This is a genomic window from Pseudomonas sp. PK-RTE-24 (genome assembly GCF_054052265.1).
Genome location: NZ_CM133224.1, coordinates 4663979 through 4679389, shown reverse-complemented (window position 1 = coordinate 4679389; position 15411 = coordinate 4663979). Strand labels below are relative to the sequence as shown.

General features: G+C 60.5%; 17 protein-coding genes. 3 read left to right on the top strand and 14 right to left on the bottom strand.

Going from position 1 to position 15411, the window contains the following annotated elements:
* Positions 1 to 26: 26 nt before the first annotated feature.
* Both potE and fnr read right to left on the bottom strand, forming a co-directional pair.
* The gene (potE, locus tag ACV8MC_RS20940) at positions 27 to 1367 is read right to left on the bottom strand and encodes a putrescine-ornithine antiporter (RefSeq protein ID WP_457263322.1); all 1341 of its coding nucleotides are present in this window, start codon (positions 1365 to 1367) and stop codon (positions 27 to 29) included.
* 202 nt (positions 1368 to 1569) lie between these two features.
* Entirely contained in the window at positions 1570 to 2310 is a 741-nt protein-coding gene (fnr, locus tag ACV8MC_RS20935; RefSeq protein ID WP_457265580.1) for a fumarate/nitrate reduction transcriptional regulator Fnr, read from the bottom strand.
* A gap of 233 nt (positions 2311 to 2543) precedes the next feature.
* Here fnr and ACV8MC_RS20930 point away from each other — a divergent pair, with 233 nt between their 5' ends.
* Positions 2544 to 3515 (top strand): universal stress protein, encoded by a 972-nt coding sequence (locus ACV8MC_RS20930; RefSeq protein WP_095179823.1) that lies wholly within the window; start codon positions 2544 to 2546, stop codon positions 3513 to 3515.
* On the opposite strand, the gene ACV8MC_RS20925 is transcribed toward ACV8MC_RS20930, so the two are convergent.
* From ACV8MC_RS20925 to ACV8MC_RS20885, 9 genes are all read right to left on the bottom strand, one after another.
* Entirely contained in the window at positions 3509 to 3721 is a 213-nt protein-coding gene (locus tag ACV8MC_RS20925) for a hypothetical protein (protein ID WP_224787233.1), read from the bottom strand. The genes ACV8MC_RS20930 and ACV8MC_RS20925 overlap by 7 nt on opposite strands.
* Before the next feature lie 342 nt (positions 3722 to 4063).
* On the bottom strand, positions 4064 to 4267 hold the full coding sequence (locus ACV8MC_RS20920) for a hypothetical protein (RefSeq protein ID WP_224787232.1): 204 nt from the start codon (positions 4265 to 4267) through the stop codon (positions 4064 to 4066).
* 8 nt (positions 4268 to 4275) lie between these two features.
* Positions 4276 to 5646: an ATP-binding protein gene (locus ACV8MC_RS20915; RefSeq protein WP_457263319.1), complete on the bottom strand. Its 1371-nt coding sequence runs from the start codon at positions 5644 to 5646 to the stop codon at positions 4276 to 4278.
* Entirely contained in the window at positions 5643 to 6305 is a 663-nt protein-coding gene (locus ACV8MC_RS20910; RefSeq protein ID WP_016774538.1) for a response regulator, read from the bottom strand. The genes ACV8MC_RS20915 and ACV8MC_RS20910 overlap by 4 nt, the downstream gene beginning before the upstream one ends.
* Positions 6306 to 6316: 11 nt before the next feature.
* Positions 6317 to 6961: a tetratricopeptide repeat protein gene (locus ACV8MC_RS20905; protein ID WP_041478760.1), complete on the bottom strand. Its 645-nt coding sequence runs from the start codon at positions 6959 to 6961 to the stop codon at positions 6317 to 6319.
* Positions 6958 to 7767 carry an SDR family oxidoreductase gene (locus tag ACV8MC_RS20900; protein WP_095179828.1) on the bottom strand — a complete coding sequence of 270 codons (810 nt, stop codon included), beginning with the start codon at positions 7765 to 7767 and terminating at the stop codon, positions 6958 to 6960. The genes ACV8MC_RS20905 and ACV8MC_RS20900 overlap by 4 nt, the downstream gene beginning before the upstream one ends.
* Positions 7754 to 8428 carry a TenA family transcriptional regulator gene (locus ACV8MC_RS20895; RefSeq protein WP_457263316.1) on the bottom strand — a complete coding sequence of 225 codons (675 nt, stop codon included), beginning with the start codon at positions 8426 to 8428 and terminating at the stop codon, positions 7754 to 7756. The genes ACV8MC_RS20900 and ACV8MC_RS20895 overlap by 14 nt, the downstream gene beginning before the upstream one ends.
* Positions 8428 to 9906, bottom strand: coding sequence for an AMP-binding protein (locus ACV8MC_RS20890; RefSeq protein ID WP_457263314.1), 1479 nt, complete (start codon positions 9904 to 9906; stop codon positions 8428 to 8430). The genes ACV8MC_RS20895 and ACV8MC_RS20890 overlap by 1 nt, the downstream gene beginning before the upstream one ends.
* Positions 9896 to 10573 (bottom strand): thermostable hemolysin, encoded by a 678-nt coding sequence (locus tag ACV8MC_RS20885; protein WP_457263312.1) that lies wholly within the window; start codon positions 10571 to 10573, stop codon positions 9896 to 9898. Before ACV8MC_RS20885 ends, ACV8MC_RS20890 begins: the two co-directional genes overlap by 11 nt.
* 206 nt (positions 10574 to 10779) lie before the next feature.
* On the opposite strand from ACV8MC_RS20885, the gene ACV8MC_RS20880 reads away from it, so the two are divergent.
* Both ACV8MC_RS20880 and ACV8MC_RS20875 read left to right on the top strand, forming a co-directional pair.
* On the top strand, positions 10780 to 11331 hold the full coding sequence (locus ACV8MC_RS20880; protein ID WP_095179831.1) for a cytochrome b: 552 nt from the start codon (positions 10780 to 10782) through the stop codon (positions 11329 to 11331).
* A 132-nt stretch (positions 11332 to 11463) separates the two neighbouring features.
* Entirely contained in the window at positions 11464 to 11592 is a 129-nt protein-coding gene (locus ACV8MC_RS20875) for a hypothetical protein (protein WP_024012797.1), read from the top strand.
* Between the two features lie 7 nt (positions 11593 to 11599).
* Here the strand turns inward: ACV8MC_RS20875 and ACV8MC_RS20870 are convergent, their stop codons facing one another.
* From ACV8MC_RS20870 to ACV8MC_RS20860, 3 genes are all read right to left on the bottom strand, one after another.
* Positions 11600 to 12892, bottom strand: a complete 1293-nt coding sequence (locus ACV8MC_RS20870) for an MFS transporter (protein ID WP_024012798.1) — start codon at positions 12890 to 12892, stop codon at positions 11600 to 11602.
* A 333-nt stretch (positions 12893 to 13225) separates the two neighbouring features.
* Positions 13226 to 13900 carry a polysaccharide lyase family 7 protein gene (locus tag ACV8MC_RS20865; protein WP_457263309.1) on the bottom strand — a complete coding sequence of 225 codons (675 nt, stop codon included), beginning with the start codon at positions 13898 to 13900 and terminating at the stop codon, positions 13226 to 13228.
* Positions 13901 to 13927: 27 nt separating this feature from the next.
* Positions 13928 to 15112 (bottom strand): MFS transporter, encoded by a 1185-nt coding sequence (locus tag ACV8MC_RS20860; protein ID WP_236168969.1) that lies wholly within the window; start codon positions 15110 to 15112, stop codon positions 13928 to 13930.
* Positions 15113 to 15411 lie beyond the last annotated feature (299 nt).

The window sequence follows — 15411 nt, the reverse complement described above, 5'->3', positions numbered from 1 at the left end:
TTTCTGTGCTGTACCGAAGACTTCGATCAAGGGTTATCAGGCCGGGGGCCGACAGGCGCAGGGGCAGCGACAAAACGTTTGGCAAGGAAACCGTAAAGCAGGTAGCCGAAAACCAGGACCAGGATGCCGCCGAATACCGCGTCCTTGCCGCAGGCATACAGCGCATACAACGAATAGGCCACGGCAACCACTAACAGCAGGGTATTGCGCGTGTATACGGCGGCGCTGACTCTGGCTTTGTACATCATGACCAGCAGCCCGGTGGCTGCCGTCACGTAGGGAATCAGGTTGGTCACCGCGGCGAGGCTGACGAGTTTTCCAAACTGCGCACTCGCGTTCGGCGAAATGGTCGACAGCGCCATCAAGGTCTGCAGGACGCCGCAGACCAGCATCCCGACGATGGGGGCGTTGCGTGCGCTGACCTTGCAGAACAGTTTTGGAAACATGCCCTGATCAGCGGTCACCTTGGCCGTTTGCGCCAACGTGAACTGCCAGCCCAGCAGCGAGCCAACACAGGCCATTACCGCGAGCGCCATGGTGATGTTGCCGACCAGGGGATTGAACATGTGTGCATAAACGAGCGCGAAAGGAGCAGATGAGTTGGCCAGTTCGGCGTTGGGAATAATGCCCTGAATGACCGTCGTCGAGAGCACATAGACCACCGCGGCGCCCAATGTCCCGAACAGACAGGCCAGCGGTACGGTGCGCTTGGGGTTTTCCACCGCATCTGAGGCCTGGGCTGCCGACTCCATTCCGAGAAACGCCCAGAGCGTGAGGGGAATCGCTTTGCTGATGGCCTCGGATATCGGCAGTTGATTCGGGTTCCAGGCGGCGATGATCAGATCGGGTTTGAACCAGAACCAACCGATGATGCTCAAGCCCGCTACAGGAATGATCACCCCCCACACCGTAACCGCACCAATCCTGCCGGTGATGCCTGGGCCGCCGAAATTCGCCACGGTGGTCAGCCAGAGCAGACCGACTGTCCCAACGAATAAGGGAATGGCGCCGCTTCCCAGCCAGGGCATGAACGATGTCATGTATCCCACTGCCGAAATGGCCACCGCCACGTTGGCGATGGCCAGCGACAGGAAGTACAGGTAAGAGCACAGAAAAAATCCTGACTTTGCATGCGCCTCTTCGGTGTAGGCAGATAACCCGCCAGAGCGCAGGCAGAAGATGCCGCACTGGGAAAAACAATACGCGATGGCCATGGAGCCGACAGCGGTGACGATCCATGACAACAATGAAACAGCCCCGAGTTGGGCCATGCTCGTCGGCAACATGATGATGCCTGAGCCCATCATGTTCACCGTCACCAGTGTGGTGAGCCCCATGAGGCTCATTTTCTTGCTTGAGTCGGCCATCGGAGTTCCCTCGATTTGCGCAACGCGTCACCGCTCAGCCAACGCACAAGGTTTTGCCGGCATCGGCAGTACGCAGCTTTTCAAGCGACGTTCAACGGTTAGAAAGACAGGTGATTTCAAGTGCATCGAAACAGCGCGCCCATCGCTTCGATATGGCTTGCCCGAGGGATGGCGAAGGCATGGCAGGAACTCATGGACGGGCTCAATGCTGCTGGCGGTTGCAGCCCGACACCATCTGCTTGAGGCCGTCCATGTTGCGGATTTTTACGTCGCGTGCGGTGATTTCCACCAAACCCTGATCGCGCAAGTGGGCAATGCCGCGGCAAATGGTTTCCAGACGCAGCCCAAGGTAGGAGCCGATTTCTTCGCGGCGCATTTTCAGCACGAACTCTTTCGAGGAATAGCCACGGGAGCTGAGGCGTTGTGAAAGGTTGACCAGGAAAGCCGCGAGGCGCTCATCTGAGTTCATGTTGCCCATGAGCATCAACATGCTGTGATCGCGCACAATTTCCCGGCTCAGCAGTTTATTCAGATTGTGCTGCAGGGATGGCAGGCTTTGCGCGAGTTTTTCCAGCTGTGCGAAGTGAATCGGACAGACCTCGCTGTCCTCCAGCGCATACGCAGTACACGCGTGTTGATCGATACTGATGGCGTCGAGCCCGAGCATTTCGCCGGGAATATGAAAACCGGTCACTTGCTCGCGGCCATCGACGGAGACCACGCTGGTCTTGAACGAGCCTATTCGCACAGCGTACAGCGAGCGCAGCGGGTCCCCGGTCCGGTAGAGCGCGGCACCTTTCTTCACCTTGTATCGCTGCACGATCAGCGTGTCGAGCCGCTCGACCTCCGGGCCCGTCAAACCGAGCGGCAGGCATAACTCCACCACACTGCAATTGCAACAGGCAGTTTTAAGAATCGGCGGGGGCGAGTGGGCTTCAAGCATGGATAAGCAGCCTCCAGTGAGTGTGATAAGCATAGAAGTCTTCGCAGCGCACGTGCCTTTCGTTTGGCGTGCCAGCGTGATTACGGACGAACGGCGGGGACGGGAATCACAAAGGCAACGGCCTCTGCGCCGCTCTTGTGTCGCAGGCTTGATGGGGAGACTTGATGCATATCAAGCGTGGCGGTTGGCAGAGTTGCAGAATCGTCCAATGGCGCTGACTGGAAATACACGTGATGTTCAGGCTCAAACGCATTCTGTTGATCGCACCCGCCGAAATGACCCGCACCCCGGCGTTTGATCGCGCCCGGGCGCTCGCTCGGGCCAGTGGCGCGTTGCTGCACATCGTAGCGTTCGATCATGTCCAGTCCTTGGCGTTGGCCGGCCTGATCGACCACGACGCCATGGCGCAAGCGCGTGAAGGCTATTTGCAGATGCATCGCCAGTGGCTGGAGCAGCAGGCCCGGTTTCAACGTGGCGCCGGCGTGCAAGTCAGCACCGAAGTGGTCTGGGCCAGGGCCACCCCGGCGCATGTGCTTGAGTACATCAATGACATTCATGTCGATCTGGTGATCAAGGATGCTCACCATGTTTCAGCGCTCAATCAAACGTTTCATCCGCCATTGGACTGGCTATTGGTACGAGATTGTCCCGCCTGCGTGCATCTGGTCACCGAGGCCGCACATCCGAAACCCTTGAAGATCCTGGCGGCCATTGACCTGTCGCATCTCGAGGATCTGACCCAAGGGCTCAATGACCGGATACTTGGCGTTGCATCGACATTGGCAGCTAAATGCGATGCATCGTTGCACTTGTTGAACGTCGCCAATTGGTCAGTGGTGGGTGATGCGGCGATGAGTGTGCCGAACTTGAGTCTGGATCACAGTTTGCGCGATGCGATCAACGACACTCAGCAGGAAGCCTTCGATACGCTGGCCGAGCGCTATGGTCTCGATGAAGAGCATAGCCACCTGCTCTCAGGTGTCCCGTACCGGGTGATCGAAGACTTCGCCCGGCAGCACGCGTTCGACCTGCTGGTGCTCGGTATCTGTCACCATCAAGCGCTCGACGGCTTCATCGGCGGCACGGCCGAATGCCTGATGAACCGGGCTTCTTGCAGTTTGTTGATGGTCAAGGCAATGCCTGCCACAGCCTGCCCGGTCATCGCAGCAGTTGATGGTAATCGGTTGGGGATAATCCATCAGTGACTGCGCCCGCCGTGTGCGTATTGCCATTGTTGCCAGGCGTGCCGATATTTCTCATCGGCGCGTTTCCTCGCTTCAGTGAACTTGTGCATGGTGTCTGTAGAAAACGGCTCTTCAAGGACGGCATAGGCCCGTTCGCTGAGCCGATCGGCTTCGTGAAACAGTGCGCCACTGTCATCGATCGCGTCGGGGACATTGGCGGTTGTCATGGCTGAATCATTGATAACCATATCGTGAACCTCGCAAAGCAAGAATGAGAGTGGGTTGCGGACCTGCCACCCTGTGGCCGCATCTGTAACTTTCACGCGTTCGAGCAGCTTGTGACTGTCCCTGATCCGAGATGCGGGCGCAGCCGAGTCATGAATCTATTTCGATCCAGTTTGTCGTCGCAGCGATTGATCCAGATCAATGTCGCTCGCCAGTTTCATCGCCGCTTTGTCGGTTTTCCAGGCGCTTTCGCAAGGGTGGTGGACAAGCCTCGATATTCAGGTTTTTCACTGTACCAGGACCCCTGCAGCGTACTGGCGGTCTAGCGCAAACGCTGGTGCACCTTACAAAGTCAGCGTTCCGGCCCACAACATCCGGCCAGCGTAAATCGCGGCGGCCCAGATGATGATCAACACACCCGTTTCCGGACCGCTGAGCGGCTGACCCTGACGTGTTTTCAGCGTGCCCAGGTAAATCAACGAGCCAGGCGCGTAGAGCAGAGCGCTGAGCAGCAGGTATTTGGGGCCGGCGGCATACAGCTGAATCAATCGGATGATTATTCCCCTGCCGGAATCGATAACGTCGCCCTCAAACCTCCCTCTGCGCGGTTTGTCAGTTCAATCCGTCCGTTCAGTCGCATAGCGATGGTGTTGACAATGGTCAACCCCAACCCGGCTCCATGCGCCGTGCCACGGCTGTAGAAACGCTCGAACAATCGCTCTCTGCCCGATTCATCGATTCCCGGCCCTTGATCGTCGACCGTCAAATGACAGAAGCCATCAGACTTGCTCAGGTGCACGGTGATCGCACCGTGTTCGGGGGAGAAATTCGCCGCGTTGGTGATCAGGTTATTCAGCGCGATGTCGATGGCGGCGGGGTCGGCGAGGACATGAAACGGTTGGTCGCTGACCTCGAAGATCAATTCAAGGTGTTTGCTCAGCAACCATGGTGTCAATTGCACCAGGCTGTTGCGTACGGTTTCGCTGAGATCAATGCGTTGCAGTGGCGGCGGGTTGGGTTTGGGTTCAAGACGCGCCATGGTCAGCAGCTGGTTGACCAGTCGGCTCGTGCGGTCGACTCCGGAGATCAGAAACTCAAGTGACTCACGACGCTCGTCTTCGGTACCGGCCTCCTGCAGATTTTGCGCATGCACCCGCAACACCGCCAGCGGCGTGCGCATTTCGTGCGCGGCATCGGCGATAAAGCGACGCTCCCGGCCGAGCACTTCCTGAATCTGCGCGAGCATGCGATTGAGCGCTGCCTGCATGGGCTCCAGCTCACTGGGCAGGGGCGTCAGTTGCAGCGGCTCAAGTGAACCACTGTGACGGGCGCGCAGAGTCGCCGCCATGTCTGCCAGGGGCTTGAGTCCCCAGCCTATGGCCAGCCAGATCATCGCGGCGAGGATCAGGCTGCCAAGCATGTTCGGCCACAGCGTGTGGCGTACGATGCGGTCGACCAGGTCGGTGCGCACATCGTCGCGCTCGCCGACCCAGATTCGCAGGCCGTTCTGCTTGTCTTCCAGCATGAACGCTCGCCATTGCCGACCTTTCAGATCGACGACGTCGCTGAAGCCCGTTCTCGTCGGCGGCGCAGTGAAGGAGGGCGCACTGGCGGTGTGTACCAGCACCTCGCCTTGCGGGTTCCACACCTGGAAGGCGATTTTGCTTTCGTAAGGATGTCCGTCAACCCGGGGCTTGGCTTCCCCGAGAGCCTGATTGAAGGCCTGATACAACTGCGCGTGCTCGGTACTCGCCATCGGCATACGCATCACGCCCTGCAGCAGGCGTGCGTTCTGCGCCAATTGCGCGTCGTAGACCTCGGCGATTTCGTGGTTGCTGTCATGCACGTTGAAGAGGCTGAGTATCGCCAGGCCGGCCAGTAACAGGCCGATGATCAGGGTCAGCGTGCGCCGGCGGATCGAGGTCATCGACGCTCCTCCACCAGATAACCCACGCCGCGGATGGTGCGGATCAGGTCGGTGGAGAACTTCTTGCGCAGGTGATGAATGTGCACTTCCAGGGTGTTGCTTTCCGCTTCTTCGTTCCAGCCGTAGAGCAACTGGATCAATTGATCGCGAGTCATCACCCGCCCCGGCGGCGACAGCAGTTCGTGCAGCAGCTGATATTCCTTGGGGGTGAGCGCGACCGGCTGGCCTTGATAACTGACCTGCTGGGTGCCGGGGTTGAGGCTGATGCCGGCGTGTTCGATCAGCGCCTGGGCGCGCCCGGCACTGCGGCGCAATAAGGCGCGCAGGCGGGCTTTGAGTTCGGCGAGGTCGAACGGCTTGACCAGGTAATCGTCAGCACCGGCGTCGAGTCCGGCAATGCGGTCTTCGGTGGCATCGCGAGCGGTGAGAATCAACACCGGCAGGTTCGAACCGCTGTCGCGCAGGCGGCGCAACACTTCGAGGCCATCCATGCGTGGCAGGCCGAGGTCCAGCACGGCGACATCAAACGTTTCGCTGAGCAGTGCATGCAAGGCGCTGCTGCCGTCCTTGAGCCAGTCGACGGTGTATCCCTCGCGACCCAACGCCTGATAGATGCCTTCACCCAGCGCTACGTCATCCTCGATCAGTAATAAACGCACGCGCACTCCTTTCAGTCGAGTTTCTTGTTCACGTCCACCAGCAAGGCGTCGATCTCTTTACGACGCCCGGCATCGGCACTTTCGCGGCCCGCACGGGGTGCGGCTTGTCTGGCCTTGATCAGCGCTGCCTTGGCTTCAGCGTAGCGCTTCTGACGGTAGAGATGGTCGCCCCAGAAGTACAGACTGTCGATGCCATCGGGGTTGAGCTGCAGGGCTTGTTTGAGCAATTGCTCGGCCTTGTCGCTGTCGCCGAAGCCGATCGGCCAGCCCGGTACCCGATCGTACAATGCAGCGAGGCTGGTGTATGCCGAGCCTTGCAGGGCTTTAGGGTCAAGCGTCAGGGATTTTTCCAGGTCCGCTTTGGCGTCCTTGGCTTTGCCCAGGGCACCGAGCCCGCCCTCGGCACCGGCCCAACTGCTGGTGACGATGCCTTTCCAGATCCAGGCTTCGGCCACATTCGGACGTTGCGTGGTGAACGCGTTGGCTTCGCTGGCCAATTGCTCGAACGCCGCGGCGCGCTGCTTTTCCGCGACCTCGTATTGAATGTGCGCCCAGTTCTGCTGGATGCCGGTGAGACGTTGCTGATCAGCCGGCTCAAGCGCCCAGACACTTTGACTGAGGGCGGCAAACAGCAGGCATGTGGAGAGTTTTTTCATGGCTTTGAAGCCTCGTTGTCAGGTTTTTCACTGAGACGGCGGATCAGTGGCAATTGCTTGCGCAGACCGCGATCCACCAGATGCGGAAGTAAGCTGTTCAAACGGACGAAAAATCGCTCCGGCCAGCCTAGGTAGAGATCACGACGGTCGCCGGCAATCGCATGCATCACTGCCGACGCCACGGTCTGCGGATCGTCAACGCTGGCCTTGAGGGCATCGTTCAAGGCTTGCGCAGCGGCGCTGTTCATCGAGGTGCGGGTGGCCCGGGGCGCGACATACAACACGCTGACCCGCGTGTCGGCCAGCTCGCGGCGCAACGCCTCGGAGAATCCGCGCAGGGCAAATTTGCTCGCGCAATAGCTGGCGTAACCGGGGTAGCCGATCGAGCCATAGGTCGAGCCGACGTTGACCACCATCGCACTGTCAGCCTGCTTGAGCAGCGGCAACAGCATTTTGGTCAGGCAGATTGGCGCGCTGATGTTCACCGCCAGCATCGCGTTGATGTCACTGTCATCGAGCTGTTCGAGCATGGCGAAGTGATTGACCCCGGCGGCGTTGATCAGCAGGTTGATGCCGCCGATGGCGTCGGCGGCGGCCAACACTTTGCGCCGATCGCTGAGGAAGGTCAGGTCGGCGGCGACCCAGCACAGGTTCTGCGGATACCGCTCAAGCAGCGGCAACAGCGCCTCCTGATGCCGCGCCACGGCCAATACCCTGGCACCGGCGGCGCACAAGGCACTGGCGATGGCCAGGCCGATGCCGCCACTGGCACCTGTCAGCACCACGCGGGCTTCATGCAGCTGCATATTGGGCCTCAGCGTCGCGGGGCAGATCACGGAACATGTCGGTGTAGAGCCGATAGACGACTTTCGAAGCATGAATGACCGCCGCTTGATCGTCAGGGTCTTCCAGCTGATTCATCAACCGCCGATAGGTCTGCATGTGCTCGATGTCGAGCGCGCCGTGGGAGCTCAGATAGCTGAATGCCGTTTCCGGCAGCGCCAGGCGATCGCGAATGCTCCCCGCCGCGTGGGTCGCCAGGGCAATGCTGGTGCCTTCGAGCACGTTCACCATGCCGAACAGACCCACCGGATTGCCCCGGGCGATCAGGTCGTAGAGAAAACTGACCATCAGCTCGATTGACAATGACGGCTGGCCATCGCGCACGGCGTCGCGATCACCACCACAGGCGGCAATGTCGTTGAGCACCCATTGTTCGTGGCCGTATTCATCCTCAATGTACTCGCACACCGCTTTGCGCAGCCATTCCAGGCGCGTCGGCAGGCGTGCACCGCAAGCCATCATCAGCGGCACGGTGTGGCGCACGTGGTAGTAAGCCTGGGTAAGAAAGGCCCGATAGCTGTCGAGGCTGACCTTGCCTTGCAACGCATCGACGATGATCGGCAGGTTGAACAGCTCGTGGCGTTCGCGTTGTGTGGCTTCTTGCAGGGTGTCGAAAAAACTCATTATGCGGATTCCTCGGAAGTGGCGGATTCGGTCAATTGCGTGCGGTACTGCGCGATGATGGCGTCGCGGCGCGGCCGGCCATTGGCGGTGAGCAGGCCGTTGGCGGCGGTGAAGGGCTGCGACAGGCGCGTCCACTGATGCACCTGGGCGTAATCGGGCAACGCCGCGTTCGCTTCGGCGACGGCGGCGGCCAGCTCGGCATCGGTGCAGTCCGGACGATGCGGCCAGAGCAGGGCGTGGTTGTGCGGCATCGCCTCGCCATAAACGAACGCTTGAGCGATGTGGCGGCGCTGGGTCAGTTCCGACTCGACCCATTCCGGGTTGACGTTTCGCCCGTAGCTGGTGACGAATTGGTGTTTTTTGCGGCCCTTGAGATAGAGAAAACCTTCCGGATCGAACTCGCCCAGATCGCCACTCGGCCACCATTGATCGGTATACGCTGGCTCCCCCAGATAGCCGAGCAACACCGAACCCTTGATCAGCACTTCACCGTCCTCGGCCAACCGCACCTCGAGGTGGGGCAGAGGGCGCCCGACGCTGCCCGGACGGCGCGCGCCGGGGCGATTGAGGCATACGACCGAGGCGCACTCGGACAAGCCGTATCCCTCGTAAACCGCTAACCCGACCCGTTGCGCGCGGTGCAGCAGATCCGCTGACACCCGCGCGCCACCGACCGCGGCGAAGAGCAAGGTTTGCGGATCGAAAGCGTTCTGTTCAGCGGCGCTGACCAGAACTTGCAGCAGCTGTGGCACGAGTATCAGGCTCTCTGGCGCACGCTTGCCCAGATAACCGAGCAGGCGCGCAACATCGATGCCGCTGGCACCTTGAATGCCGAGGGTTGTCTGGCTTGGCAGGCTCAACACCGCACCGGCGTACAGCGCGGCATAACAGCCCAGGTTCTCCAGCAGGATCGCCAAAGGCAACAGCGCCAGATGGTGCTCCGGTCCAGTGGCTGCGCTTGCCTGATCAAGCTCCCGGGCAACGCGCAGGAAGCTGTCGGCGCTCAGGCACACCCCTTTCGGCGTGCCGGTGGTCCCGGAGGTAAACGTGAGTTTCGCGGTGCCCGCCGGCATGCGACTCGGGCCATTGAACGAGCGACACCAGAATTCACCTCGTAATTCATAGCCCGCCGCCAGCAGCTCGGCTTGCAGTTGCGGCTCGGCGATCACCCGTTCGGCCTGGCTCTGCTCCAGACAATGGGCGCGCTGCGCGGCGCTGAAAAACGGTGGCAGCGTTACGCAGGTCAAGCCTTCGAACAACACAGCCAGATCCCAAAGCATCGCGTCGACGCCGTTGTCCAGCGCCAGCGCGATCACCTGCACCTGCTCATCGCGCAGCCGCTCCTGGCGATACAACACCTCGGCATACAGCGTGGCGTAATCTATTCTCAGCGTGTCGCCCCACAGGGCTGAGGCGTTGTCATTGCGCCGGGCATGGTCGCGCAGGGTTTCCTGGAAGCGTTGCAATTCAAGCGACATGGCAGGCTCCTTCAACAGAAGTCGGCAAACCCAGGCGAGTGAACAGGCCAATATTGCGCAGGTGAACAAATCCCGCGCGAATGTTGCCGACGTGCACCCAGGGTTTGCTTTCGTAATAACTGCCCCAGTGTTGACGCTCGTCACCCAGTCGCTGTGGATCAGCGGCGCACAATGTCACGGGCTTCAGACCCAGGCGATGGAAGCTGTTGACCAGCCCGATGTTGCCGGTGAAGGTCACCCATTCCAGGCCACCCATGGCCAGCAGATAGGTGATGGCGATGATGCTCAGGCGCGCACTGCCGGTGTCGCTGGCGGCGAGGTTGCCGACTTCGACAATGACCTTGCGATCCACTGCACGACCGGCGGCGGCGCTGATCAACGGCTCGATCGGTTCATCCAGATAGCGCTCGAGAAACAGTGCCTGCAGATGCGCTCGACGGACCCCGGCCACTGCGCACAACTGGCCATCGCTGTTGTGCATGCCGAACAGCTCGGGCATGAAATGGCGGATTTCGGCACCGTGAGTCGTGCGGAAACGCTGCTGGATAAAGGCTTCGAAGGGCGCGCGCAGCGCGTCCTCCGGCAACGCGTTTCTCAGCGTCATCGGCAACGATTCGGCCTGGCCGAAGTGCAGGGGCAGCGGGATGTTCCAGTCGAATTCGGGCATGGGCAGAACGCCTCCCTCAATGGGTTTGAGCGCAGTATCCAAGCCATTTCTTAACGAAGTCTGAAGATGAAAAACCGTTAACCGCAGCGCCGATCTTCAGACTCCCTTAAGGCTGGGCAAGCATGGTCAGCCTTGATTCAGGGCAACCGGATCGATAATTTCGAGCGAGATGATCGTCGCTCCACAACAATCACGAGGCGTTTCCTATGATTCGCGACACCGCTGTAACCCGTTATGGAAAACTCTCAATCATCCTGCATTGGCTGATGCTGGCGTTGTTCGTCGGTGTGTATGCGTGCGTCGAAATCAAAGGCTATATGCCCAAAGGCAGCGAGGCACGCGGCCTGCTGATGGGTATGCATGGGCTGTTTGGCGCAAGCATCTTCGCGTTGGTGTGGATTCGTCTGATCGGCCGATTGACCCCGCGTCCACCGATCACCCCCAAACCGCCGGCGTGGCAGACCGCAGTTGCGCACCTGACGCACCTGGCGCTGTATGGATTGATGATTGTCACACCGCTACTCGCCTGGCTGATGCTCGCGGCGGGCGATAAACCGTTTCCGTACTTCGGTTTCCATGTGCCGGCGCCGGTGGCTATTGATCCGGACCTGGCCAAACAACTCAAGTACTGGCACGAATGGATTGGCAGTGCCGGCTACTGGCTGATCGGCCTGCACGCGCTGGCGGGGCTGTTCCATCATTACTGGGTGAAGGACAACACGTTGCAGAGGATGCTGATTGAGCGTACCCGCTCTTGAGGCAAGCATCTGGCGCTGTTCGCTGAAGGTAATGTTCGCCGCAACTCAAGCGCATGGCTGCGGTGGAGCTGAAAATCCGGAACTGCCAGCCCTCGCCGATGCCGAAATAGCATCGACAACGAGGGCAAAGCCATGACTGAAGAAAAAACCGAAGTGCCGCAAGAAGTACCGGATCAAACCACCCCGGCGCATTCCACCGAAGAAGAGCGCGAGCGCTTGAAGGACTTCAACAAGGACGGTATTCCGCCGGGCAGTTGCTGATCACCAGTTACCGCGGCTGCGTCACCAATTCTCCGCTGATCGCATCCATCATCGCCGGATGCTCCTCAGCGGCCACACGCAAATCCTCGGTGACGCGCAACTCCGCACCCGTCGGCGAGTAGGTTGCTGCCGCCGTGAAAGGTGCGGGGTTGGCCGGCACCGGGCGTTTGCCGCGGCGCCAAAAGAAAAAGCTGACCATGCTCAGGTTGACCACCGCAAATACCCAGAACAGGCCGTTGGCGCCGAACGAATTCATCACCGGCGAGATCATCATCGGGCTGATGGCCGAGCCCAGCGAGTTGATCAGCAGCAAACCCTGAATCATCGGCACCAGCGCTTCGGCAGGGGCGCGGTCGGCCGCGTGGCTGACGGCCACCGGGTACAGCGCGAAGACGCCGCCACCGAGCAGAAACAGCATTGCCGCGAGCATTGTCGAAGACAGCGGCAGCAGCACAATCACCAGTGATAACGCGGTGCACGCCACCGTCAGCAGGGTCAGCACCTGCAAGCGATCGGTGCGGTCGGACCAGCGCCCGACCGGATACTGCAGCAACATCGCGCCGAGAATCGTCCAGGCCATCATGCTGCCGACTTCACCGACGTCCAGACCTCTGCGTTGCAGATACAGCGGCAACAAGGTGTAGATCGCCGCTATGGTCACCCCCGAGCCGAAACAGCCGACCAGCCCGGTCGGCGTCACGCCCAGCAGTTGCCGGGGCTTGAGCGGCTCGACCTGATCGAGCAGCGGCGACACGCGCGGCAGGATCACGATCGGCAGCACCGACAACGCAGCGAGCATGCCGGCGACCATGAACGGCGCGCTGTCGCTCATGCCGGTGATGGTTCCCAGCGTCGCCTGGCCCAAAACGCCAGCGCCATAAAGGACGATCATGTACAGCGCGAGCAAGCGCCCGCGAATCTTCTCGTCACCGGCCAGTAGCAGCCAGCTTTCGATCACCAGAAACACACCGACCGTGGCCCAGCCGTTGATCAGGCGCAGGACCAGCCAGCCCCAGGTGTCGTAGAACAGGCCCTGCAACAGGATCGTCACGGCAATCAGCGAGGCGAAGCTGCCGTAGGCACGAATGTGGCCGATGCGCAGAATCAGCCGGTCGTTGAACACCGCGCCCAGCGTCAGGCCGATGAAGTAGGCCGACGAAACAATTCCGATCATCGTCGCCGAGGCGCCGGCGGCGTCCAGGCGAAGGGTGGTCAGGGAAGACAGAAAACCGTTGCCCAGAGCAATAATGAACAGCCCGAGCAGGGGCGCCAGCGCCATGGCCAGCAAACGCGGAGACATAAAAACCTCAAGAAATCGTACAGCGCAACGTGCGCCTCTGCGCATGCGGTTGCCAGGCTGGAACAGGTGTTGTGCAAATGTCTGCCGATCGGGCAGGGCGGTGGCGTCGGCCGACATGGCCAGCCCTGCAAGTTCGCGTCTGTGACCAGACGCGCGATTGCAAGAGCGCGCGGGATTCTACGGCTTGCTCAGGATTTGCCAATAGCTGAAGGCTGCGACGTTAGGACGCAGGCAATTTCGAAGTCGAAGAGGAGGCTGAAAACCCACCATCGAGCTCAGCTCTGACAAGGGCCTGCCAGCGAAGCTGACGCAGGCCCTTGCTCGTTTCAGCGCCTAAGTATGCGAAATCAACAAGTCACTGATGATGCAGATCGAGCCATCCTCTGGCGGCGTGGCGTCGGTGTAGTCGATCTGGTTGTAGACCCCGCCGTGGAAATTGAACACCTGCGAATTCCAGGTTGAGTCGAGCTGCAAATCACCTGATGTTCCGTCAACGCCGTTGTAGTCGACGGTGACGCGGGCCACGCCGGCAGAGTTGGCGCGAATGGTCACCTTGAATTTCGCGCCCAGCGGTACGCCCTTGAGCACCGTGGTGTTGACCGGGGTGGGCTGGTTGAAACTCTGGCGGAAGCCCATGGTGATGTTGCCTTTCTGCCAGAACACCTTGATGGCGGGGCTGTCGTCGTTTTTCACATGCATCTGCGAAATAACGACTTTCTGCGCAGAGTTGACCTTGGTCACGGTCATCTCCTGATAGTTGAGGTGGTCAGCGGCGCTGGCCAGCGACCAATAGAAGGATTCTTTCCATTCGCAGCGGGTGCGGTGGGTGCTCTTGCTTGAGGCGCCTTTGGTCGGCGCGGACAGTTGCAGCGATCCTTCCGGCAGCACGGTGACGATGCTGGGAAATTGCGCAATGGCTTCGGCGCCGTTGAGCTCCAGTGCGACCGGATTGGTCGCCGAGACGGGTACCGGGGTGGAGAGGGTGAGATTGCTGATGTTTACGGCCATGGTTTGTACTCCTGACGATAAAAATCATTAGCGACCCAAGCCTTCGGTGGATTGGCACATCTGTCTGCGCGGACTTTCACCATCTCTTGGGCACAGCACCATGGCGGCGCAAGCGGCCGCCGCGAAAACACAAAGGGCAACGATTACGCCGGCAGCCTCCAGCACCGCGCCGAAAACCGGCGTGCCAGCGGTCTGACCGAGCGCCAGAAGCAGAAACGGAATGCCCAGTCCCAGGTCCGGGCGGTCCGGCAACAAACGAATGCCTTGCAGCAGATAAACGCCTGAAGAAACGATGTAGGCCGCGCCAAACAGGCACATCGCGACGAGGCCCGATCCGGCGGAAACTGATGCGCCAGTGAGGCCCAATGTCCCGAGGGCGATTCCGGCAAGCGCCAGATGCTGCATGCGTGCGACACCGAAGCGGCCAGTGAGCACGCCGGTCATGCAGCCGCTGATTCCCGCCGCGCCCAACACTATCCACGCCCACGCAATGGCCTGATCGGAGAAACCAGCCTCACTGCGCAAAATATCGGCGCCGAATGTCCAGATCGCCGTGCTCGCCAACCCCATCAGGAAAGCACTGGCGCACAAAGGCCGTACGCCGGGTCGACGCAGCATTGCCAGCGAGAAGTTCTGCGCGACGTCACGCTCGACCCGTCGCGGCACCGCAAACCAGAGCCAGAGCGTAACGCCGATGCCGATCAAGGCAAACAGGGCATACAGCTGGCGCCATTGCCCGGCCGCCAATATCGCCGCAAAACCGGAAAAAACGATTCCCGCCGCTGTCCCTGCATTGATAAAACCATTGGCCCGTGGGCGATCCGCATCATCAAGACGCGCTGCCACCGCACTGGCCAATGGCGGCGAAGTCAGACCCGTGCTCAATCCCGCCAGCGCCACACCGCAGCCCAACGTCAGCCCCGACGAGGCCACAACCACCAGTCCCATGCCCAGCGTCGCGGCGGCGCCGGCCATCACCGTCAACCCGCGCGGACTGATTTTGCCATTGCAGACAAACGTCGCAACGATGCCCACACAGTAAGCGGCGAACGCACTGCCACCAATCCATCCCGCAGCGGTCACGCTGAGCGTCAGATCCTGACGAATCTGCGGCAGCAGCAATCCGTAAGCGAAGCGCGCGAGGCCATAGGACAACGCCGTCAGCGCGAACGCTGCCGCGACAAGATTGAGGCTGCGCCGGTCAAGACTCACGGTGAAATCGGATTGCTGGCAGGAAAGGTTGTCTCGACCGCATGCTCCGGCCTGAACCTGGTGCGATCGGAGTTGGAGGGATCATTAGCCATGAGTGTCCTCGAGGATGTCTGTTGCTGGAGTGGTTACCGATTCTGATAACGGACTTGCACTTGGGTTTGATGATTTTCCAACACAGCCGATGGATGGTAGAGCAAAGGGCGAGGGCAGCTCTCGGTTGGCTTGGCGCACGTCAACCTTTGCGAGCAGAATCGAGGGGTTTTTGCGGGTATCGAGGGGCGGGGGATGGCGCTTGGAGG